The organism is Marinomonas sp. S3726 (assembly GCF_000967665.1).
Classification (GTDB): Bacteria; Pseudomonadota; Gammaproteobacteria; order Pseudomonadales; family Marinomonadaceae; genus Marinomonas.
In genome coordinates this window covers 1-22,655 of the sequence record NZ_JXYC01000008.1, presented here as the reverse complement: position 1 = coordinate 22,655, position 22,655 = coordinate 1, and the positions used below count along the sequence as shown (strand labels likewise).

Sequence of the window (22,655 nt, the reverse complement as noted above, 5' to 3'; positions counted from 1 at the left end):
CTTAAGAGTAAACCCTCATACCTAATTAGGGCTAAGAAGCAATAACCAAAGGGTAATGATGCTCTGGGTGCGACATGACAGTTACCTTGATGCCATAGAGGCTTTCAATTTGTTGAGGTGTCAGTACGGTTTTCACGTCACCTTGCGCTACACATAAGCCTTCTGACAGTAAAATAATCCGATCAGCATATTGGGCTGCAAGGTTGAGATCATGCAATATAGCCAAAACCCCCGCACCTTCCTTCGCTAAATCACGAGCTAAGCTTAAGGTTTGATGCTGATGAGGAAGGTCAAGCGCTGATGTGGGTTCATCTAGCAACAAATAACGCTCGCCTAAATCACTTTTTTGCCAAATTTGGGTTAGCACTCTAGCAAGTTGAACTCTTTGTTTTTCCCCTCCAGATAATGAGGGATAAAGTGCACCCGCTAGATGAGATACATCTGCTTTTGACATGGCTTCAGTAATAATCTGATGATCCAGTACACGGCCTGTACTATGAGGCAATCGTCCTAGGTTAATCACTTCACTCACGCTAAAGGGAAACGCCAAGGCTGATGATTGAGGTAAAACACCTAATAGTTTTGCAACATCAGATGCTTTCCAGCTTTTTAAATCTTTTCCTTCGAGTATGACCCGGCCTTCATAATGTCTGTGCTCCCCGCTAAGCACCTTAAACAGTGTCGATTTACCAGCACCATTTGGCCCTAAAATAGCGACAACTTCATTAGTCTCAAGTTTAAAATTAATATCTGACAGTAACTTTTTAGCACCTATTTTTAAGCTCAGGTTTTTAACTTCAAGGCTCATAATGCATTGCTCCTAGCGCGATATACCACCATACCAATGAAGAAGGGCCCGCCAATCAAGGTAGTAATTAACCCTATTGGCAACTCTGCTGGCGCAATAATCGTACGAGAAACGATATCCGCAACAAGCAAGAACAAACCACCTAACAAGGCACTTAGCACCAAGAGGTACCTATGGTCTGGCCCTAAGGTTAGACGTACTAAGTGTGGCACTATCAAACCAACAAACCCTATCATCCCAGAGACGGAGACACAGGCCCCCACCGCAATGGCAGTCAGAAGAATCAGGCGACGTTTTACTTTCTCAACATCAATACCTAAATGCCTTGCTTCAGATTCACCTAATAAGAGCGCATTTAACTCTTTAGCGTAAAGTGGAATTAAAACCAAGGGGATAGCAATGAAAGACCCTGCTGTCAGTACACTTTGCCAAGTGGCGCCACCAACACTTCCCATAGCCCAAAAGGTCAAGGTTCTGAGTTGGCTATCATCAGCTAGGTAAGTTAGAAAACCGACTGCTGCACCTGTCACTATGCCTATTGCTATGCCTGCTAAAAGCATGCTCGTCACAGACGTGCCATATTTAGTCGTTGCAATTCTAGCCACTAGGCTAGTGGTTAATAACGCTCCTAAAAACGACGCCACCATCAAGCTATATTGCCCTAACCATTCACTGATAAAAGTAAGACTAGTGCCACCTAGTACTATCATGGAAACCGCGGCTAAGGAGGCTCCACCTGTCACTCCCACAAGGCCTGGGTCTGCTAATGGATTACGAAACAAGCCTTGCATCGCCGCACCACATACTGCGAGCGCAGCACCAACCAAAATAGCGAGTAAGGTTCGAGGCAAACGAATAGCCGTGACGATAGTATCTACCGTTGCGCTCACATTTGACTCGTGCAGACCTAATTTGGCTGTAATCACACTTAGAGAATCCAGCATGCTAACTTGCATTGGGCCAATACCCACGGAAGCTAGAAAAGAGATCGCTAATGCGATAATCAGTAAGAGAGTTGCAAAACGAACTCGCCGCTCTCTCGCACTGATCAAAGATTCATTTATGGGAGTAGACAGGGTTGAGATCATAGCTGGTTTATCTCCTGCTCTGCAGGATAAAACGCTTGCCCAAGCTCACGAATCGCGTCGGCAATACGCGGACCAAAGCCCAACATTTTCATACCATCCATAGTAACAAGGCGTTGGTTTATGCCAGCAGGTGTTAGACTAAATCCAGCGCCTTTAAGTTGCTCGATACTCGCGCCATGATCACCACCTCGATACATCATTAAAATGATATCAGGCTGAGCCGCAATAACCGCTTCAACAGGCATAGGTTTATAGCCAGAAAATCCTTGAGCCGCATTAACACCACCAGCTAGATAAATAATTTCTGCAGCTTGAGTATCAGCACCTGACACCACAGGACTACCAGACTGCATACTCAGCACAAATAAGACTTTTACCTTATCTTGGATATTGACCAGATTTTGTCTCGCCGCTATGACATCAAGCTCTATTTTCTGCCACAACTGCTCGCCTTCGGCTTCTTTATCTAATAACGCTGAGACCGCTAAGATTTTTTCACGTACAGCATTGAGGCTAGGTTCAGCACTGTATTTAAAGACTTCAACACCCGCACCTTCTATTTGGTCTAGAATCTTATCCGGCCCTGAATCTTGTGTCGCTATCAGCACTTGTGGTTCTAATGATAAAACCCCTTCAGCAGAAATATTACGTTTGTAACCAATTTGAGGCAGAGATCTAGCGCTCACAGGAAAACCTGACGTAGTATCTACCCCTACAAGTTTATCCTCTTGGCCTAAAGCATAGACAATTTCTGTTAATGACCCGTCTGCAGAAACGATGCGCTTAATCTCATCAGCAAGCACAAACTGGCTTGCTAACAACATAGTTAAGGCAATTGAAATGGATTTCATCATGCCACTGCTTCCGTTTTAATCAAGCCTTCTGCAAAAGCGCGCCACTGCGAATTTTCTGGATTTCCTTCTTCTCTTTGACCGAAGAACTGAGCAATGGTCTCACCTGCTTTGTCATATAATTCGACAGAGGTGATATTTCCATCAACACTTGGTTTACGGATCAACCATGCGGATTCAATATTGGCCGTTAGCAGGTGAAGATTAAACTCTGGATCAAGTATGTTTAACCAAGGGCCTAACGTTTTTACTTTATTGATCGGACCCGTATGAATTTGAATATTGCCGCGGTTACCCACAAAGCACATGATAGATAAGTCTGTTGCCGCAATTTCATTTAACAATGGCTCGATCAATTCTGGATCAAACTCTTGAGCTAGTGGTGCGCCAACTAGCCTAAAAGACTGTACTCGGGAGATTTGATGCTTTTTTAATAAACCAAAGAATTGGTGCACATTACTCATCTCACCCCATTCTTTTGTCAGCGCAGTTCTATCCACATCCTTGTCTGCTGCGTACTCAATCACATCTGGGTCGCGTTTCAGGGTCAATGCAGGGCTATCAAGCTTACAGTACTTATCTACTAGTGCTTCAAATGCAGCAAAATTACTATCGGCTTGTAGGTAAATTTTTTGAATTGCTATGCCTTCAACATCAAAAAACTGCAAGCTATAACGGGGGCCTGAATCTAAATCTTCGATTACAGCGAAACCTGAATCCCAACGACTAATAATGATACGTAAATCAATTTTTCTATCTGGCGTAATCACCAATCCCATAGGTCCATTGATACTGACATTATCGTAAATACCTTTGCGCTCATGCACAGCGCTGTCATTACGTGTCAAAGTCATGATGTAACCTAGACTTGGAAAATCACGAATAATATCGGCAAATTTGTTTGATAATCTCACACTACGTAAACCACATTGGGCTTCTAATAACTTCGCCTCTGCAACATTAAGCTGTTCTGCTGCATCACGACGACGAAGTTTTGGCTGATCCTGCATAAGCCTTTCGTATTTGGCTTTTAATGGAAGGCTATTTTTATTGGCTGCCGATTCAAATATGGTATTAAGTAACTGCATATCTAGGTCTCTTTGAGGTTTATATCTTGTAAGTTGTCTGTTTTTGCTATCAAAAAGAATGGACTAAGCACTGACTAGCCCATTCATTAGTTTGAAGATTAGAAGTTACCCGTGATCGCCAAACGTAGTTCTCTACCTGCATGAATAGCTTGATTGCTCTCATCCAATACAACACGGTCATTAATATTGATGATGTTGGCTCTTAGCTCTAGATTGTCACTAACCTGTTTCACTAAGCCCAAATCTAGAGTGCCGTACCCTGCTATTTCGTTAGTGTTGGCGGAATCTGTGTACTGAGAACTTACCCCTTGAAGCGCCACATAAACACTGGAATCAATGGCATCCACTTTTTGGTTATAAGACAGATTTGCCACATGCTTTGGTCGTTCGGTAATTTGATTTCCATCATTGTCACTTCCGTCTTTATTAACCGCATCAGTGTAGGTGTAGTTAAAAGACACTTGAGCTAATTTATCTAGCTGCCAAGTAATCTCACTCTCTAAACCGCGAATTTCGGCTTTATTGACGTTGCTGTAGACTTGATCGCCGTTGACGTCTTTAGTCGTAATCAAATTATCAACATCAGAGTTAAAGACAGTTATCGAGGCAAATACATCATCCCCTCCATAGCTAACCGTTAACTCTGCTGTTTGGCTCTCTTCTGGATTCAAATCATCATTACCGCGATAGGTTCTATGCCCACTAATCACATAATCAGATGATCCTTCTCGTACCGCTGGCGCAATACGTCCTTCGGAATAACCAAGTTTCATATCCCATTCGTCATTTAAGATATTGCCCCAATAAACTTTAGGACTAAAAGCCGCGCCATATTTATTATGGTCTTCAAGAGAGAAGCCTAATGTCAGAGTGTTAGTGTCATTTAGTTTGATTATATCTTGACCATAAAGAGAGCCGGACTTGAAGGTATCATCAAAGTCTAGATTCGCACGTTTAGCTGACTCCTCACGGTAACTAATACCTGCGTTAATATATTGGTTATCAGTTATGGCTCCATCAATATCAAAGCCCACGTTCGAATCTTCGATGACCCAGTCGGTACCATTGTCATCAATATTATTTCGTGCAGCAGAGGCAAATAATGCTGTGTTATAGTCATTAATTTTTGAGCTGTAATCCAATGATAAAAGTGTCTTCTCTTGCTCTAGCTCTTTTGCCGATGCCGTACCGTAAGAACTGTAGGTACCATCTGCCGACTCCTCATCGTAAATAACACCAAGCTCTAATCGTTCATCATCGTCTAAATTAATGCCTAACTTAACCTGAGAATTCGTCGTCTTTCGATCTGAACGCTGAGAACTACCATCAGCATTCAAAATTTCATCTTCTTTTTGCTGATCCACATTGATACTTAAATCGAATGTGTCATTGATCTTGCCAGAAGTAGCAAGGTTAATGCCTGAATCGATTTCGCCATCACCTTGGAGTCTGCCACCAGATAAGGTAATGCTATTTCGCCACTCATCTCCTGCTTTTTTAGTGATGATATTAATCACCCCAGACAAGGCATCAGCACCATATAAACTTGAAGCCGCACCACGAATCACTTCAATACGATCAATATTCTCGACACTGACCCAGTTAGTACGATTAGCAGGGCTTGATGAAATGTTACGCTCTGCATTCGGTACACGCTTACCATCTATCAAGATCAAGCCGTATTCACCCGCCATACCACGGATACGGATCTCACTTTGCGCATTGCCAGAGCCTGTTCCAACAAATACGCCTGGCAAGGTGCCCAAAGCTTCTGCTACCGTCGTCGCACCACTTAATTTGATTTGTTCAGAAGTAACGACACTCACCGAACCAGAAAACTCTTCTGCTGCGATTGGCGCTTTAGCGGTTACAAAAATGGTGTCTTCAGTTTCAACTGCACTGATGTTTGTAGTATTTGCAAGCACGACTGCGCCGGCAATAAATTTAGCCTTGTTTCTCATTTGGGATACAACCTGTTATTGGTTAAGTTTCAGCGCTCATGGCGCTTTCGCTAACACCTTGCTTTAAATCTATTTTTAAAAAATTGATTTAAATTGCTCTAACTGGCTGCCGAAAAAGGTGGCTATCTTAGGCAAGATAAAGGGGTTCTGTTATTTGGTTTGCAGTCACGCTGCAGAGTTATTTCGTTAGTATCAGCTTTCCATTGCGTGTGATACGTAACCTGTAATGCTGTTCGTTATGAACTATGGTTAATTCGCTTTTTCCCTGCATTAACTTTTCTGTCGATACCAAAGAAGTATCGCTAATCGTTGGTTTAATTGAGGACATGTTTAACTGCCAATTACTAATTGATAATGATAACAGTTCGCATTTAAGCATTTTTATAGACTTAGTGCAAACTTTTTGTAAATGAAATGAACTTAATTCAGAAACAATAAGTTAATGACACAACACCCCCTTTTTACCACATTATGAATCTGTGATTTTTCACTAATATTTTGACGCAGTTAAATAAATAGCATCGAATCCAAGCTGTTATCTTGCAACACAGAAACAACATCAACCAAAACTCAAGAAATATTATATTAGTCATATTAATCAATACGATAGATACGTATTACTTGGTTTAAATACTTTTTAAAAGGATAAAAAGATGACAATTCACTACCGTGCAGGCGAAATGACGCAAGCACAATTAACAGAAAAACCGTTAGAACAACCTACTGCTGAAGCTCTTACAGGCGAGATAACAACGCGTAGCCACGCTTTTTACAACACAGAAGATGAATCAATTAAATCAGGTACATGGGAATGTGAAGAAGGCGAGTCTCGCTGGGAATTTACCACGCGTGGTGAGGTGATTTATGTTCTTTCTGGCAGCATGACAGTGGTAGAAGATGGCGGCGAGCCTGTCACTCTAACAGCAGGTTCAAGCGCTGTATTCCCAGTGGGCTGGTGTGGCAACTGGACAGTACACGAAACCCTACGTAAAGTTTTTGTGATTTATAGTGCTTAATCAGCGCTAACTGTTTGCGTCACCTAAATTGACACCAAACTAGCATTTGGTGACGCAATACATTTAAGCTAAACCCCTCCCCATCGCACCTTTCTTAAATATTATATCTATTCTTAAGTATTTCTTACTCAGAACATCTAACAAATTGACGCATTTGTTCAATCATTTTTATCCATGAACCACTAAGATTAAGACGACTTAAACGCCTTTATAGTGCGTGCATTTGAATCATCAGGACAATTATCATGACGGATTTGATTTCACTTACCAGCTTAGGTTGGCAAGCATTCTTTCAACAGCAACTTAGTCTTGAAGAGTGGGAAAGTGCTGAGGCTGGCCGTGTCATAGAGCAACACAAATCCGAGGTTAAAGTCGCCACAGAAGAAGGCATTATCACCTTAAGCTTAAACCATAAAATGCCTGAAATGACAGTTGGAGACTGGTTACTCCTTAGTAAAAAAGAAAATAAGTATTTAGATAGAGATCAAGAAAGAGACTTCATTCGTTTACTGGATCGAAAAACCAGTTTTTCTCGCAAAGCTGCAGGCAGCAAGCTTCAAAAACAACTTATTTCAGCCAATGTAGATACGGCTTTTATTCTTTGTTCAATGAACGAAGACTTTAACCTCAACCGTATAGAGCGTTTTTTATCACTTGTACACGAGTCATCAGCAGATGTAGTCATCATTTTAAGCAAAAGCGATCAGGCGAGTTCACCTCAAGATTATATTCAAGCAGTACAAAGCCTTGACCCTCTAATCATTGTTGAGGCCTTAAATTGCTTAGACCCTAATTGTATTGAACAGCTATCACCTTGGATAAAACAAGGTAATACCATTGCTGTATTAGGTTCATCAGGCGTAGGGAAATCCACACTCACCAATACCTTGCTAGGTAAACTTAAACAAGAAACCCATGGAATTAGAGAGCAGGATAGTAAAGGCCGCCATACCACTACGAGTCGCTCTCTTATGGTTATGAGAAATGGGGGTTTAATTCTTGATACTCCAGGTATGAGAGAAATACAGCTAACAGATAGCAAAGAAGGTATCAGTACAACTTTTTCAGATATTGAAACAATCGCTGCCCAATGCCGATTTTCCGACTGCCAACATCAAGGAGAGCCTGGCTGTGCGATAGAAAAGGCTATCTCTAAAGGTGAGCTAGAGCTAAGGCGTTTGGCAAATTATCAAAAACTCTTAAAAGAAGATGCGTTTAATTCCGCTAATTTAGCTGAGCGTCGAGCCAGTGATAAAGCGCTAGGCAAGAACTACAAAACGACCCAATCAGAGGCAAGTATTTTGAAGGGAAGTTAAGTATTAGTGCAAGGAAAACTAAGAATTTAAAGTCAAAGCCCCTGAATCCTGTAAAGGCGACATCACCTCCATACTAATGCTTTCTATTTCTATCAGCCCCATTAAGTTAACCATAGATGTTTTATCTGCCATCAAGCTATTTGAGTTATGAGCATCTACTTCTGTTTGCCAAAAGTAGACTTCTACCCATCGCCCTTTGCTGTCTTTACTGAGATTCTGGAATAAAAATCCGGGTAAGGTTTTAAGATCAGCTAACAAGCCTTCAACAGCATTAATCATATCTTGATCTGATACATTCGCCTTTGCTTGCCAACTCAATACTTCAGTTACGTACATTGTCATTTCCTCTTAAATCGATAAAAACTATGTTAATTAATTTCAATTAATAGATAATCGATAAAATTAGAACTTCACTATTCTCATTTTGGAATGAATATGAATCAGTTTGAGCAAGCTTCCTTGTTCTTATTAGTCGTCGATCAAGGCTCTCTTGCAGGTGCTGCTCGCTTAAAAAATATAAGTCCCTCGGTTGTCAGTAAAAGGCTGGCCGAATTAGAAAATGCCTTAGGCGTGCAGCTGTTAAGGCGCACCACTCGTCGTATGACATTAACTGAAGCAGGTGAAAATTTTTATAAGCAGATGCGCCACCTTGATGGCCAATGGCAAAGTCTGCTTGATGAGACAGCAAGCCTAGGGCAAGAAGCTAAAGGTATCTTACGATTAGCAGCACCCCAGCCCGTACTAACAAGGGTATTGCTAGATGTGGTAACGGCATTTAGGCAAGTTCATCCGCAAATAGAGGTCGTATTGCAGACAGCTGAATATACTCAGCTCCCTCTTGCTGAAGCTGATATTTCACTCTGTCGCATGTTGGAGAAATTAGACACAGCCACAACGGTAGGCCTGCCTATTTGCCGATACCAAAACGCTCTCTTTACCTCCCCTTCTTATTTAGCAAAGGCACAAACATCAGAGCTCAGGACTTTAGAGGATCTAAAACATCAGGCTTGTTTGCCCTACGGGTTAACATCTCCTAATACTTGGTCATTTATTGATAGTAAAGGGAGTGAAGCTAGCATCATGCTTGAGTCTAAACTCTTAACAAATAATACTGAGGTGATTATACAAGCCGCTATTGCCGCTCAAGGGATAGCTTATATTCCGGGTATGATTATTACCCGAGAACTGGCGGAGAATAAGCTACAGCCAATCCTCACACATTTAACCAGCCGAGATTTTCATTTATGGGCTTATTATCAAAAACTCGATTATGCTCCTTTGAAGGTGCGTGTTTTTCTCGATTTTATTAGAGACTATTTTGCCGATAGACAGTAATTAATAACCCATATAAAAACTAGTGTAACCGACTATAAATGCAGGGATTGCACTATAAATAGTGGCTTTTACGGCGGCTTCAGGCGCTAGGGCTAACGCAGGAAATAATGCATCACCATCATTACTAATCGCATTCGCTAATTGTGCGGATAAAGGCACAACACCATTTATATAAAGGCTTGTCATAACAATTTGGGGGCCACAGCCAGGAATAAAACCTATTAAAATAGCTAACAAGATAGTCACGCCACCTAAGCTAGAAAACGCAGTTTGTAGATTAATACCTGTAGCATAAACCAGCAGCTCATAAGCGAGAAAGCCAACTATTACCCACACAGAAACAAAGCTAGTTTCTGCCACCACCGTTTCTTTTAAATAACGTATTTCTGCTTTTTCAGCAAAACGAGCCGACCATGAGTCTAGCGGCTGAGACACCCAAACTAAGATACATAAAAGCGCACCAACAAAAGCGAACCATTTTGTTGGCTCAAGGTGAGCCCACTCTCCAAAAAGCTGATTTGAATCCCACTGAAAGGCTTCCAGTACACCAAACACTGTAGCGGGAGCTAATAATAGAATGAAAATAAATACTAATAGAGGAGGAAGCCTTGGCAATACATAAGCGTCATTTTTAGGCCCTGGGTTATTTGTCTTTAAATAATTATGACCGTGATACCAGTTAACTAAGTAACCTGTCACTATTCCTGCTATTAGACTCACACCATAGACTAATAACGCTATATCAGGCTTTTTAGAAAGTAATAAAAATGCCGCATCACCCATGGTCGATATCAAAACAGCAACCAAAGCGCCAAAACTCATTTTTCCATTCACAAACTGAGTTACAACAATGATTGCGCCACCACAGCCAGGTAATGCCCCTAAAAATGCCGCAACAGGCACTTGTAAAGGCCCTCCTTGATTCAATACTTGGGTAAGGTCAGCTTTAAAACATTGATCAAGGAAGTAAAAGCCCCCCAGAGTTAAAGCAATAAAGATACTGACACCAAGATAAGCATCAGCTAAAGCGGATACTATGACATCAAAAAGCCCATGATCAATCTGGTAAAGAGAAACAAGCACACAAAGAATAATGCTAAAAAGCAGCAGACTTTTCGTCACAGCCGCAGAAAAGCTTGGCAGAATCACAGAAAGCTTTGCTAGGTTAAGCTTCTTTAACACCCTAGTTGTCATGATACGTTTCTCTTTTTTTATTCGCCTGTTTTGCATGGCTTTGAAGAATGGGTTTGATTTGATCTAGGTGTTGAACTTTTTCCGACAAAGTACGATAAGACAAATCAAAAATTTGGTAATCGTATTCCATGGTTAAAGTACAAATATCCGTATAGGTTGCAGCTAAAAAGGCATCTGATTCGTACAGCATATTGATCAACTGATAAGGCTCTAGCTTCATGACACTAAAACGAGTTGTGACTGATTTAATACGAGGTTTGCCACCTAATCGCTTAATAGATTTCAGCATACCTTCATGATGAGAATTGGTTTCAACCAAAGCCGATTGTAAATTTGTCACCACCATGGGAGTCAAAACAGTTGAGTCATTGAGCAAGTGATAATACAGATGACTACTGAGGCACTCGTTCTCGGCAGCAGCTAATAACAAAGGCAAAAGCTGCTGAGAATGATCTTCCAAAGGTACAAAAGGTTTAAGCTGCAACATAAGAACAACCTCAATCAAGCTATTAAATGATTATCATTCTTATTTGATGATTTGTAAAGGCTCTTTCCCACCTCATTTATATGACAAGTTTTAAGGTTTAAGGTCATCCAACTGATTGATATAAATACCCTAATCAGCTTTTTAGTAATATTTCACAATAATTTATATGGTATTTTCTAAAAGTAGCATGGCATTCACTTAACGTTTACCTAACTTATGTTTAAGTGCTCTGCTTCATTTAATCAGTATGTTCAAATCAGCCACAATTATCATTTTCTAGAGTCTATTTATGCAGTTCTTAAACAGTGTTGCGACAAAAAAAAAGCTAATTCTCGGTTTCGGATTAATTATTGCAATAGCAGTAATTAGTACCTCTCTTGTTTATATTCAGTTAGAAAAAACCAAACGTAATCAAGAGCTACTTTTAAATGTTAGAGCGCCCACTGTTGAAGCTGGCTTAATGTTAACCAGTGGTATTAATCAGAGTTTATCTGGCTTAAGAGGTTATTTGATTCTTGGGGATGATCCTAATAAAGCGGATATTTTCAAGAATGAGCGCCAACTTGGCTGGCAAGGTATTGATAAAGCACTCACTGCATTAAACCAGTTTTCAGATAACTGGACAGTGGCGGCTAATATAGAAAAACTGAAAGACATGAATACTCTCATTAAAGAGTTTCGTAATGCTCAGCAGCAAATTGAAGATATCGCTCATACAAAAGATAATATCCCCTCTTTTGATATTTTGTTAAACCAAGCGGCGCCAAAAGCTGCTGAAACCATCGCATCTCTGACAAATCTAATTGAGTTAGAAATGGATCAGGCTTCAAATCCACAGCGCAAAGCCCTGCTAAAAACTCTTGCCGATAGTCGCGCTTCGTTTGCCTTAGGCTTAGCCAATATTCGTGCCTACCTTCTATCTGGTGATGAAAAGTTTAAGACAAACTTTCTTAACTTATGGCAGAAGAACGAAGCACAATTCGAAATTTTAACAACAAAGTCCAAGCTTTTATCAAGTAGTCAAAGTACAGAATGGAACGCCTATCAAGAGAATAGAGAGTAGAGAGTATTTCCGCCCTCTTGTTGATCAAATGTTCACCTCTCGTGCTAGTAATGACTGGAACAAGGCAAACGCTTGGTTAGGTACAAAAGCCGCGCCAAAAGCTCAAAAAATCCAAGCTATTTTGGCTGAGATGCGAGCCTCCCAAATCACCCTATCCAAAAATGATCAAGCCGCGTTAGCCGATAATGTCGACTTCCTCTATAGCATTCTGTTTCTCGGGTTATTCTTGATCATCAGCTTTGGTGGTTTACTGTCTTGGTTGATTAGCACTTCCATCACCAAGCCTCTTGGTGGTGAGCCTCATGATATGGCAGACCTTGCAAACCGTATTGCCAATGGTGATTTATCAACTCGCTTTGATAAGGATTTAAAAGCAGGTGGTCTGTATTTATCTATGATCACAATGAGCAATAATTTAAAGCAACTTGTCAGTGATATTCAGTCCGTATTAGAGAGTTTAGCCACATCTTCTAACCAAACCTTGGGTGTAGCAAATGATACGAGTACTAACATCACCTCCCAGAATGAAAAGCTTGAATTAGTCGCCACAGCCATAGAAGAAATGACAGCAACCGTGAATGATATTGCTGAAAATGGAAGTGACTGCGCGAGAATTACGGAAGAGTCGCAACAAATCACATTAGATGGCCAGCAGAATGTGAAAAACACAGTCGCCACCATAGAAGAGCTATCTCAAGATATTAACCATGCATCTGATGTCATCACCACAGTTCAGCAAGAAAGTCAGTCGATAAGCTCAGTATCAGAAGTTATCGCGACTATAGCAGAGCAAACCAACCTACTAGCCTTGAATGCAGCGATAGAAGCGGCACGTGCCGGAGAGCAAGGGCGTGGGTTTGCAGTGGTCGCAGATGAGGTCAGATCTTTAGCGTCAAAAACGCAAGAATCAACCACCAGCATTAATGAGATAATTACAGCACTTCAAACTCGATCAAACGAAGCTGTCGGCATGATGCAAAAGAGCCAAACCAAAGTAGAGGAAACCATTAAGCAAGCTAATATCTCTGGCGATTCTCTAAATAAAATCACACTATCCGGTAAACAAGTTCAAGAGATGATAGTACAAATCTCCACCGCCTCAGAAGAGCAGGCAAAAGTCACTCAAGATGTCATGCATAACGTGGTCGAGATAAGTGCCGTCGCACAGCAAACTTCTGATGATGCTGTGTCTACAGTACAAGCTGGCAATGAGATGCAAAGTCAGACGGAAAAATTAAGAGACTTGATTTCAACCTTTAAAATCTAATCTCAGACTCCCTCCCCCAGAAATAGAAATAAATGAGTGCAGGTACAAACAGGATAGTTTTATCTTGTTTGTGCCTGCATCCATTTACTATGTATTACTGCTCTTTTAGCGTCTTTTATCAGGCCTGAAATTTACTTAGATTATGCTTTTAGCGATTTTTAAGCACTTTTAGTAACAAAGTCTTCATGTTTTAATTACCTGAAGAGGCATGACAGATAGCACTAAAGCAGCATAAAATGCCCTCATCATCCATCCGAAAAATGACTGCCCTAAATACGAGGAATAGCTCTCATTTCTCTTGATATATTCAATTAATATTAAAAAGGATTTTAATGAAGCGGCTATCTCAGCGAGCGACTAAAGGGTTTTCTTGGCCAATTTTCACCCTATTAAGTCTCAATGGCATAACGATTTTAGGTAATGCACTGACAGAAGTTGCCATACCTTGGTTAATCCTAGAAATATCGGATAGCCCAGGGTTAGTCGCAGCCGTTATGTCTGCCAAAATTTTACCTATCATTCTCTCAACCTTTTTTAGTGCTCCTTTAGTCGACAGGTTTGGCGGCTTTAGAACATCTATCATTTCCGACCTTGTTAACTTTTTAAGCGTCTTACTTATTCCCCTTTTCTATCGCTTAGATATGCTAAATTTTGCTCTCTTAGCCGTTTTGCTTGCCCTAAGTACATTACTGGATTCTCCGGGACGTTTAGCGAAAGATGTGCTCTTAATGAAAGAAATTGCAAAAGGAAAGTATGACAAGAGTTTTATCAATGGGTTAAACACATCGATAGAAAATGTTTGCGATCTAGCAGGCCCACTTATCGCAGCCATTATTGTTGCTAGCTTAGGGACGATAACTGCCTTGTATTTTGATGCGGCAAGCTTCTTAGTTGTTGCCTTTGCTTTGATTCTGCTTAAAAAATACCAGGATCTTGATCATGTAATAACTAACCAACAAAAGGCTGACCAACAAGAGGTAGCTCATTTAAGTTGGCGTTACTTTAAAGATGGCCTAATTTATATTCGTTCTCTGAATCAGGTAAGCGCTGTGCTTTTTATTAGTGCTATCGTCAATATTGTTATCACACCTTTTTTGCTAGTTTATTTACCTTTTATGAATAAGCTAGTGTTTGACTCTGTGATTAACTTTGGTCTTTCAATGGCCTGCTTTGGCGCAGGCACAACCGCGTCTTCACTCGCCTACAGCTTTTTTGGTAAGCATATTAAGGCAAAAAACATCATACTAGTTGGTTACCTTTGCCTTACCCTCACGCTAGCCTCCATCCCATTTATTCAAAACCAAATACTCATTCTGATTCCGCTATTTTTCATAGGGCTAAGTATTGGCTTTGCAGGCCCGATAGAAGTCACCTTGATACAAACTCAAGTGGCAGAAAGTTTTTTTGCCAGAACCATGACTATCTTTACCTCAATTCGCTTTTTATCCGTACCTCTGGGTTATTTATGCTTTGGAGCCTTACTCGAATCAAGCCTTGCCCTGTATACCCCAATTGTCATGTCAGCCACCGTCTTTGTAGGGTTAGCGATCTTTTACTTTTGGCTAGAAAAAAACCAACCTAATAGACACTAAGAGATACGGCTTAGTGTCTCTCAGCCCTGCTCACGACAAGCTTTTAAAGTGCTCTAATAAATGGTGTTCACCATAAGCAGGCGCCACCATGTCTTGACCAGAGACAGTTAAAAAGAACTCAGCTGGGCCACCCACTCTTTCTGGCAATTGTTTCGCCACTGCCAAAGCTAATTTTCTTACCCAATCTGGTAAGTACATGAGTTTTTCTGGTTTATCCATGGCTTTAAAGGCAAGTTGCGCCAGCTCCTTTATGCTGAAAATATCTGGACCACCAATGGCTAATTCACGTTTATCTTGTCTAGGCCGCCATGTTTGTTTGGCCTTATGTGGTGAGTCATTTAAATAGCTATCTTTAGGTTGAGAGCCCTGATGAGAGCTTAGCTCAGCAGCTTCTAAACAAAAGCGTGCTAGGTCTTCCCCATGGATAGGATTCACTTTCACATCTCCCCACCCAAATAAATAGGCACGCCCTGCTTTTGCCATGGCATAAAAGGCTTCAATATCAGAAAAGAAACCATTAGGCCGTATCACACAGGGCTCTAACATTTGAGAAGATAATAAGCGCTGCGCAAATTGTTCTTTGGCGTACAACATTCGTACCGATTGATAATTAGGCGCATTGAAAGCAGAGATATAAATAAACTTCTTTACTCCTGACCTTTCTGCTTCTTCAAGCAAATTGATATTGGCTTGATAGTCCACATCCATATAGTTAAGGCCATCTTTTTGTCGAGTAATACCAACACAAGAAATAACGATATCTATACCGTCACAACAGCCAGCAAGGCTCATAGGGTCAGTAACTTGAGCCAATTTAATTTGCGCTTCACCAAGCCCCATAGCCCCTAACTTTTTAAGTGAACGACCTAAAGCAACAAAGCCTTTATCTTGTTTAAGTAACGCTTGTACTAAGTAACGCCCTAAATAACCTGTTGCTCCGGCAAGAAGAATTTTTGCTTGCATCATTTACCTCCTATTCTTTTCCTTTATCAAAGCCTGAATTATCAAGGCTATGCGTCCTTGCTACTTTCGTGTTCTGGTCGATATGGTTCTTCCCTTAAAATATGGCTAATCAGCAGTTTCAAATAAAACACAGGCAAGAACCACTCTAGCCCTACAGCCGTCTCAAACACATACAAACTCAAGATAAGGCTCACAGAATACAAAATGAGCGCGATAGGTCTTTGTAGATAAAGCGGGGTAAGTAGAATTGCCGCCGAAGCAAGCAACATATAAGCCCCAACATAAGCAATCCACCAAACATTCAATTCAAGAAAGAAATAACTAAACACGGCTAACTGAATAAAGTGAATGCTAATAAAGCTCATATGTTGTACAAAGCCTTCACCTTCACGGTGATACCAGCGTTTAGCACTTGAAGTGGCATTTGTAATAACGCCGCCGACCATATCGACAGTCAATAAAATGGCAACAAAATACTGCGCCCAACTCCAATCAAGTCCGGCTTGATAAACAAAGTAAGCCAAAATACCAGCGGCAATAAAGGGAATGTAAGTCTGCACATCTTTTTCTGCACGTGTTGCCCCAGGGCCAATTAGCTTATCTAATTTACCTTTATATCCCGCTCGAGCTGCTGGAACTTGCCAATCAATTTTCATAACACACCTTTATCAATTTGCTGCTTACTTATTTCTTAAAAGTCTATATAAATTTTTATTTAGAACACTTGGTCTTTTTAAAATACCCTAATTACACAAGACTTGTAAATCCTTTTTAGACCAAATGGACTATAATTTTCAAAAAAGCCTCCATCAAAAATAATGAATACGCAAAAAAGTAAAAACATAGGGTTAAATCTGGTGTTTTAGAGGTGATTCTGTTTAACTTTGCAGCCTTTTTTAAAAGCCTATGAATGAGTTCTTAGCTTTTTGCTTCGGATTAAAGCACGCTAAAAACTAGCTAAGCCAGTAAGGAAAACCTATGCCAAAAATTGTTGACCATGATAAGAAACGTGAAGAGATTGCTTTAAAAGCAGCAAGTATTTTTCTTGAGCATGGCTATAAAGATCTTGGCATGAGGCAGCTTTGCAGCCACCTATCCATGAGTAAAAGCGCGGTTTATCACTACTTTAAAAGTAAAGATGAGATCTTCGTTGCTTCCACAGAAGCCATGTTTAGTTCAGACAGCATGATCTTAAATGGCTGCCCTCACGTGGAGCATGCAAGCCAGAATGAGAAGCTAGAAAACTTCATACAAATCATGAATCTTTTAGCACCGCGACATTTTCAAGAAACCAAGTTGGTAATGGAGTATATAGATGTCATTGGTTTAGAAAATATCCCACAAGACACCTGTATGAGAACGGCTAACGAGAAGTACCAAAGCCTGTTAGCCAACTATGTTGATGCCGAGCAAACAGAACAACTTTACGCCATTCTCTTAGGGCTACTTAGCCAGCAATTACTTTTAGGCCGCCCTTTAAGCAAAGACTATATTTCTGGATTAATTCAAAGACACATAGGCTAATTTTTCTCTTAGCCGTATTTAACGCCAGTAAGCAGTACCCACGGCGCTAAACACAAGCAACTAGCTAGTTTGGCTTAATCCCAATTTATAATACCAAGGCTAATGCCGTAACCAGTTTATCTAATGCTTTAGCCGCTTTAGAAACAGCCACTGCCGTTTTTGATAAATCATTAACCGCTTCTTGAGCAACGTTTGATGCAAGAATCAATGCCTCTTTGGCTTCTTTATATTCAGCAATACTTTCTTCCCATTCTTTCCCTTCCGCTTTCTGAAGCTGATCGTATAACTCTTGAATCTTCTGATTAAGTTCTTGATCATATGGAGAGGCTTCTGAAAGTGCTTCGTACTCTTCTATAGCCAGCGAGATTTCTGATGAAAGTGTTTTAATCGTCATAACCAATCCTTTTTGTTAATGAGATAGAAGTTGAATATAGGTATTTAATTCTTTCACTTGCTTTACATATGACTTAATTTGATCAGAATTAAACTTATCGTTTTCAACTGATTTTAATAATTCGTTATTGGCTTTTTTGAACTGAGTAATAGCTTTAAAACCACTGCTGGATAAAACGTTTACCTCTTCGAGCGCCTCAATACTGAGCACATACGAATCATAAGCAAACTCTCTTTCGATAAAAGAGTTACCACCTACTCTTAATACATCAGATGAGGCTTTACGTAAGGCTTTTGCACTCGTGCAATAGTGGTCAATCACACCTGTTTTTATATCATTATCTTGTCTGCTAGCTTTATCGATACATAAAGAGCGGCCCTTAAGAGTAAGATCATTAACCAATAAATCCGCTAAAGCATTCACCTCTTGAGAATAAGCTTTGACTATTTTTACTAGGCTTTCCTTCTTCTTTTTCTCAACAAACCAGCTTCCCGTAAGCTTGACTACGCCTTCAAATGCTTCTTTTTTCTCATCTGAAATAACATAACCCGCTTTATCCAGCTGAACAGCAGATTCAAAAGAAGTAGAAAATGCCGTTGCCGCTTTCCCTAAGTTTTCTGATTCATCATGAGACGCAAGCTGATTGAGCAATTTCCCATATGCATTTAAAACATCTAACACAGAGATTAATTCAGCAACACCAGTCGCACTAATGCCACCGTCTAAATCCAAATCAGCAGGAGGTTTATTGTTTCTAATAATTAATCGACGCCTTTCGATTTCAATAATTTTATCCCTAGTTTCTTTAAAGTTATTCTGGCTTGAAACACTAATGCTTTGCGTAGCAGATGCGAACTGAGAGACCTGTTGTTTTTGAACAGAGGTTAAACCGCACCCAGAGATCAGTGCTGGAATGACCAAAAGTATCAACTTCTTATTCATAATTTCCCTTTAACAGTGTGCTGTTTTAATAATTAAATCTAACTTTTAGATAACATTTAATGGCAAAAAACGTATTATGCCGTTAATAAAAAGCTCACAAATTACAACCCATTACAGGCAAATTAGAGATAAGAGTTAACTCAATGAAAAAAGTGACCCTCTACACACTGAATAAATGCCCTCACTGTGATACAGCCAAAGCTTATCTAGACCAACAAGGTATTACCTATCGTTTGTGCAATGTACAAACACCAAGTGGTCGCAAGGAGTTTACAAAGCTAGGGCTTCGTGGCGTGCCTGTGCTGAAAATAGGCGATCAAATATTAAAAGGGTTTTCAGTAAAAGCATTTAATAAACTCTATTAGATAAGGTCTATTTTCATGCTTAAGAAGCTTGCGAACAAACTTGCTTTACTCACTAATAACACTCACCTCATTCAAAAAAACATTCATTGAAGTGAGTGTTATTGCTTAAGGAACCTGCGAATAAGTCCTCCCGCCTCAGCGGGTGGATAAAAGCAACTAGATTTATGGCGAGGAGCGCAACTTAATAGTGATTCTATTGATAAGATCCTCAACTTAAAGGTAGTGCTTTTAGACCACGCCCTTCGGGTCTTTGAAGAATACCTAAACGGCATTTCAGAAAAAAGTATCACCCTGTGTTGTCCCATTTCGAAAGGTACCTACAGCTCTTATCAGAAAAAAGCGGCAAAGTGACGCCTTGATTGATACTTTTTCTGAAAAGACTGAGAAGAGGTGACTTAATCGCAGGTTCCTTATGTGGATTACATCCCAGGCATGGTTTCAAATTTAGGCAAAGCTGGATCCATATGATCCCATGAAGCGCCACTACTGGCGTACACCACCATACTAGGTTTGAAGTTTTCTAAGTCATGTAGGCTCCCTGCTCGGATAAATTCGAATTGAGGAAAGCCGCTATTCTCAGCATAAATGTGTGAACCACATTGAGGGCAAAACCCTCTTTTTATCATATTGCCGCTAGCCGCTTGCTTCTCATGAAATGCCATTTCGCCCTTAAAAGTTAAGCTACCTCTTGGAATCGCTAAACTTGAAATATGGCCAGCACCACTGATTTTCTGACAATCCGCACATTGACAATGACCAGACATAACAGCCTCTTCCGTGCAGGTATAGCTGATATTGCCACAAAGACAATCTCCCGATAACTGTGTCATACATTACTCCTTAAATGGTTACTTACGAAATTGAAGTAATATTAGATTATATCAGTAACTTCAATTTCGCAAGTAAATGAATTAGTATTTCTGGAGCACTAGAGCAATTTAAGAGATTTAATATGAGTTCAGACAGTCAGTTTTTACGCTCACCCTGCCCCATTGTAAGTGGGTTAGACATATATGGCGATAAGTGGACATTAGTGATTATACGCGACCTCGTCTGCGGCAAAGAGATCTATAGTGAGCTGGCTGATTCTCCTGAGAAAATCCCCACAAACAGACTCGCCGAGCGATTAAAAATGCTGCAAGCAGAAGGCATGGTTGAGAAAGAAGAATATCAATCTAAACCTAAAAGATATAAATATCGTCTCACTCAAAAAGGGCTAGATACCCTACCTATTCTCCAAGAGATTGCTAAGTGGAGTAACAAATATATCCAAGATACTTGGATTCCACCCGAATGGTTTATGAAGCCAAAAAGCTGATTAAATAATAGCGTGGCTAAAGCACTTCAACCTCTCGACTCAATACATTGAGTCGATGAACTCGAATCTTGTTGTCCTTTGTATAGGCTGTAAAGCGAACGAAATGAACCTCATCCTCTGCACTTTGATAGATGCCTTCCGTCCAAAGCGTATTATCAGCCTGTGCCCCGATTGAGTAGCTTTCACCTGTTTCTAAAAAATATAGGGAGAGCCCGCAACCAGCTAAGGCAACAAATGCATTATTCCAAGCAATTAAGCCAGAATCTGGGTCACCATAAATCGACGCGATAACAATATCTGACTGAACACTTTGGGATAACGTTGCTTTTAATGACTTGTTAAGCAAATAAACATCTTCATAGATGGCATAAAGCCTAAAAGCTTCATTTTCAAACAATATTCTGTCACTCACACTCATAAAACGACTCGTTTTAACAAACTTGTTACATTGATCTATGAGATTAGATTAGCCTTATAGTATGAAAACAAACAGAAACGGCCTGTATTAATACAAGCCGCTTTAGTAATGAGTTTATTTCTTAACTTAAAGAGAAGAACCTAATTCATCCCAAATTGTTATGCCAGACCAATCCGTTAAGAACTGATAAGGGTATTCGGGTAAGCCAGGGGCTGACACTTTAGTCAGTGTATTAATTTCTTTACGCTCCAATTCTAAGCTAATGGACTTAAGGTTATCCTCAAGCTGCCCTATAGTCCTTGCGCCTAATAATAAGGTGTTCACCGCTGGACGAGATAGCAACCAAGTTAATGCTACATGAGATATAGGCACTTGATGCTGAGTCGCTATTGATTCTAGCGTATCTAACACTCGGTACGTTTTATCCGTATTACGCTTGTCGTAGGCTTCTACACCACGCGCAGGGTTTTCACCTAAGCGAGTACTGCCAGTTGGCACAGTTTGACGGTTATATTTACCTGTTAACCAGCCACCACCCAAGGGAGACCAAGGCGCTAGTCCAATACCATTCTCAAGACAGCAAGGTAGCACTTCTACCTCAATGCCACGATCTAATAAATTATATTGAGGTTGAACCGATATAGGTCTCGACACGCCTAACTTATCGCACGTTGATACTATTTTTTGAATCTGCCAACCAGACACATTAGACCAAGCAATATGGTGAATTTTACCCATTCGAATAAGATCGCCCAGAGCATTAACCGTCTCTTCTATATCTGTTTGAGTATCCCAGCCATGCATATAATAGACATCAATTGAATCTAGCTGAAGACGTTTAAGACTGGCCTCAACCGATTTCACTATGGCGCGACGTGAGCCACCATAACTGCCCGCAGGCGGCGCGAAACGACCTTTAGTTGCCAGTATCATTTGCCCAAGACCGCCACGTTGCTTAATCCAACGCCCTATTATCTCTTCCGAAATACCCGCTGAATACACGTCGGCCGTATCAATAAAGGTACCACCATAATCAGCAAAACAATCTAATTGACGAAAGGCTTCAGCCTCATTGGTTTCTGCTCCAAATGTCATTGTCCCAAGAGCAAGCCTAGAAACAATAGGTCCATTTTGACCAAGTTGTTGATACTGCATATGAGTGCTGTTTGATACTGCCATATTTTATTCTCCCTAATAAAAATAAAGACGTACTGGTTAACTTAAATTTTATAAACACAAAACGAGAGATGAGTGATCTCTTCTTCTCATCAAAATAAGAAAGGAAATTTGCCTTAAAAAGGTCGTTTTTTTTAAGATTAAAAGTTAGGTCTATAGATAACTTTAAACGAAATGATGAAGACACAAGTGCATGAGCGTTTGATATTAGCTAAAACAGTTAATTAAAAGCTGAATGAGATAACCTTTAACACAAACCGAAATGTCTTGTTAGTAATATTAAAAGATTAAAGAGATACAGGTAACCGATCTAGAACCTTAAATATGGCTTAATTTTCTTAAGTTTTCTTAAGCAAAATAGTGACATCAAATTAATCACTTAAAGGCTTTATCTGATTTTAGAATGGCGTAAAAAGAAATAAAAAAGTAGAAGAAGAGAAAGTAAAAACTGAAGGTTAACAGCGCTAATTAGGAACTTAAATGATAACA

25 protein-coding genes are annotated in these 22,655 nt (G+C 40.2%); 9 read left to right on the top strand and 16 right to left on the bottom strand.

Translation table 11 applies throughout. The features are described 5' to 3' along the window. Positions 1 to 31 precede the first annotated feature (31 nt). From TW85_RS07290 to TW85_RS25920, 6 genes are all read right to left on the bottom strand, one after another. Positions 32 to 808: a heme ABC transporter ATP-binding protein gene (locus TW85_RS07290; RefSeq protein WP_046016458.1), complete on the bottom strand. Its 777-nt coding sequence runs from the start codon at positions 806 to 808 to the stop codon at positions 32 to 34. Then, positions 805 to 1,896 (bottom strand): iron chelate uptake ABC transporter family permease subunit, encoded by a 1,092-nt coding sequence (locus TW85_RS07285; protein WP_046016457.1) that lies wholly within the window; start codon positions 1,894 to 1,896, stop codon positions 805 to 807. Before TW85_RS07285 ends, TW85_RS07290 begins: the two co-directional genes overlap by 4 nt. After that, positions 1,893 to 2,750 (bottom strand): ABC transporter substrate-binding protein, encoded by an 858-nt coding sequence (locus TW85_RS07280; RefSeq protein WP_046016456.1) that lies wholly within the window; start codon positions 2,748 to 2,750, stop codon positions 1,893 to 1,895. Before TW85_RS07280 ends, TW85_RS07285 begins: the two co-directional genes overlap by 4 nt. Continuing rightward, positions 2,747 to 3,835, bottom strand: coding sequence for a hemin-degrading factor (locus tag TW85_RS07275; protein ID WP_046016455.1), 1,089 nt, complete (start codon positions 3,833 to 3,835; stop codon positions 2,747 to 2,749). Before TW85_RS07275 ends, TW85_RS07280 begins: the two co-directional genes overlap by 4 nt. A gap of 98 nt (positions 3,836 to 3,933) precedes the next feature. Further along, a complete protein-coding gene (locus tag TW85_RS07270; RefSeq protein ID WP_046016454.1) occupies positions 3,934 to 5,796 on the bottom strand; it encodes a TonB-dependent receptor in 1,863 nt (620 codons plus the stop codon). Between the two features lie 178 nt (positions 5,797 to 5,974). Continuing rightward, positions 5,975 to 6,124, bottom strand: a complete 150-nt coding sequence (locus tag TW85_RS25920) for a hemin uptake protein HemP (RefSeq protein WP_082827891.1) — start codon at positions 6,122 to 6,124, stop codon at positions 5,975 to 5,977. 325 nt (positions 6,125 to 6,449) lie between these two features. Between TW85_RS25920 and TW85_RS07265 the strand changes: the two genes are divergently transcribed. Both TW85_RS07265 and rsgA read left to right on the top strand, forming a co-directional pair. Then, a complete protein-coding gene (locus tag TW85_RS07265) occupies positions 6,450 to 6,812 on the top strand; it encodes a cupin domain-containing protein (protein ID WP_046016453.1) in 363 nt (120 codons plus the stop codon). A 245-nt stretch (positions 6,813 to 7,057) separates the two neighbouring features. Beyond that, positions 7,058 to 8,128, top strand: a complete 1,071-nt coding sequence (rsgA, locus tag TW85_RS07260) for a ribosome small subunit-dependent GTPase A (protein WP_046016452.1) — start codon at positions 7,058 to 7,060, stop codon at positions 8,126 to 8,128. Positions 8,129 to 8,146: 18 nt separating this feature from the next. Here the strand turns inward: rsgA and TW85_RS07255 are convergent, their stop codons facing one another. After that, a complete protein-coding gene (locus TW85_RS07255) occupies positions 8,147 to 8,464 on the bottom strand; it encodes a hypothetical protein (protein WP_046016451.1) in 318 nt (105 codons plus the stop codon). Positions 8,465 to 8,563: 99 nt separating this feature from the next. On the opposite strand from TW85_RS07255, the gene TW85_RS07250 reads away from it, so the two are divergent. Further along, positions 8,564 to 9,463 carry a LysR family transcriptional regulator gene (locus TW85_RS07250; RefSeq protein WP_046016450.1) on the top strand — a complete coding sequence of 300 codons (900 nt, stop codon included), beginning with the start codon at positions 8,564 to 8,566 and terminating at the stop codon, positions 9,461 to 9,463. Here TW85_RS07250 and TW85_RS07245 read toward each other — a convergent pair whose 3' ends face one another. Beyond that, positions 9,464 to 10,657 (bottom strand): putative manganese transporter, encoded by a 1,194-nt coding sequence (locus tag TW85_RS07245; RefSeq protein ID WP_052701984.1) that lies wholly within the window; start codon positions 10,655 to 10,657, stop codon positions 9,464 to 9,466. After that, positions 10,647 to 11,144, bottom strand: coding sequence for a hypothetical protein (locus tag TW85_RS07240; protein ID WP_046016449.1), 498 nt, complete (start codon positions 11,142 to 11,144; stop codon positions 10,647 to 10,649). The genes TW85_RS07245 and TW85_RS07240 overlap by 11 nt, the downstream gene beginning before the upstream one ends. A gap of 289 nt (positions 11,145 to 11,433) precedes the next feature. Here TW85_RS07240 and TW85_RS07235 point away from each other — a divergent pair, with 289 nt between their 5' ends. From TW85_RS07235 to TW85_RS07225, 3 genes are all read left to right on the top strand, one after another. Further along, a complete protein-coding gene (locus TW85_RS07235; RefSeq protein WP_046016448.1) occupies positions 11,434 to 12,207 on the top strand; it encodes an MCP four helix bundle domain-containing protein in 774 nt (257 codons plus the stop codon). Between the two features lie 28 nt (positions 12,208 to 12,235). After that, complete coding sequence (locus TW85_RS07230; RefSeq protein ID WP_052701982.1) at positions 12,236 to 13,474, top strand: methyl-accepting chemotaxis protein; 1,239 nt, start codon at positions 12,236 to 12,238, stop codon at positions 13,472 to 13,474. Positions 13,475 to 13,806: 332 nt separating this feature from the next. Further along, positions 13,807 to 15,066: an MFS transporter gene (locus TW85_RS07225; protein WP_046016447.1), complete on the top strand. Its 1,260-nt coding sequence runs from the start codon at positions 13,807 to 13,809 to the stop codon at positions 15,064 to 15,066. A gap of 30 nt (positions 15,067 to 15,096) precedes the next feature. On the opposite strand, the gene TW85_RS07220 is transcribed toward TW85_RS07225, so the two are convergent. Together TW85_RS07220 and TW85_RS07215 are read right to left on the bottom strand one after the other, a co-directional pair. After that, positions 15,097 to 16,032, bottom strand: coding sequence for an SDR family oxidoreductase (locus TW85_RS07220; RefSeq protein ID WP_238326181.1), 936 nt, complete (start codon positions 16,030 to 16,032; stop codon positions 15,097 to 15,099). A gap of 44 nt (positions 16,033 to 16,076) precedes the next feature. Then, entirely contained in the window at positions 16,077 to 16,685 is a 609-nt protein-coding gene (locus TW85_RS07215) for a hypothetical protein (protein ID WP_046016445.1), read from the bottom strand. Between the two features lie 322 nt (positions 16,686 to 17,007). Between TW85_RS07215 and TW85_RS07210 the strand changes: the two genes are divergently transcribed. Continuing rightward, entirely contained in the window at positions 17,008 to 17,553 is a 546-nt protein-coding gene (locus tag TW85_RS07210) for a TetR/AcrR family transcriptional regulator (protein ID WP_046016444.1), read from the top strand. Positions 17,554 to 17,638: 85 nt separating this feature from the next. On the opposite strand, the gene TW85_RS07205 is transcribed toward TW85_RS07210, so the two are convergent. Both TW85_RS07205 and TW85_RS07200 read right to left on the bottom strand, forming a co-directional pair. Beyond that, the gene (locus TW85_RS07205) at positions 17,639 to 17,947 is read right to left on the bottom strand and encodes a hypothetical protein (protein ID WP_046016443.1); all 309 of its coding nucleotides are present in this window, start codon (positions 17,945 to 17,947) and stop codon (positions 17,639 to 17,641) included. Positions 17,948 to 17,962: 15 nt separating this feature from the next. Continuing rightward, positions 17,963 to 18,889 (bottom strand): hypothetical protein, encoded by a 927-nt coding sequence (locus TW85_RS07200; protein WP_046016442.1) that lies wholly within the window; start codon positions 18,887 to 18,889, stop codon positions 17,963 to 17,965. Between the two features lie 143 nt (positions 18,890 to 19,032). Here TW85_RS07200 and TW85_RS07195 point away from each other — a divergent pair, with 143 nt between their 5' ends. After that, complete coding sequence (locus tag TW85_RS07195; protein WP_046016441.1) at positions 19,033 to 19,254, top strand: glutaredoxin family protein; 222 nt, start codon at positions 19,033 to 19,035, stop codon at positions 19,252 to 19,254. Positions 19,255 to 19,673: 419 nt separating this feature from the next. Here the strand turns inward: TW85_RS07195 and TW85_RS07190 are convergent, their stop codons facing one another. Next, entirely contained in the window at positions 19,674 to 20,084 is a 411-nt protein-coding gene (locus tag TW85_RS07190; RefSeq protein ID WP_046016440.1) for a GFA family protein, read from the bottom strand. 122 nt (positions 20,085 to 20,206) lie between these two features. On the opposite strand from TW85_RS07190, the gene TW85_RS07185 reads away from it, so the two are divergent. Beyond that, positions 20,207 to 20,572 (top strand): helix-turn-helix domain-containing protein, encoded by a 366-nt coding sequence (locus TW85_RS07185; protein ID WP_046016439.1) that lies wholly within the window; start codon positions 20,207 to 20,209, stop codon positions 20,570 to 20,572. 16 nt (positions 20,573 to 20,588) lie between these two features. Here TW85_RS07185 and TW85_RS07180 read toward each other — a convergent pair whose 3' ends face one another. Further along, on the bottom strand, positions 20,589 to 20,990 hold the full coding sequence (locus TW85_RS07180; protein ID WP_046016438.1) for a hypothetical protein: 402 nt from the start codon (positions 20,988 to 20,990) through the stop codon (positions 20,589 to 20,591). Positions 20,991 to 21,116: 126 nt separating this feature from the next. Beyond that, complete coding sequence (locus tag TW85_RS07175; protein WP_238326180.1) at positions 21,117 to 22,169, bottom strand: aldo/keto reductase; 1,053 nt, start codon at positions 22,167 to 22,169, stop codon at positions 21,117 to 21,119. Positions 22,170 to 22,655: the final 486 nt, after the last annotated feature.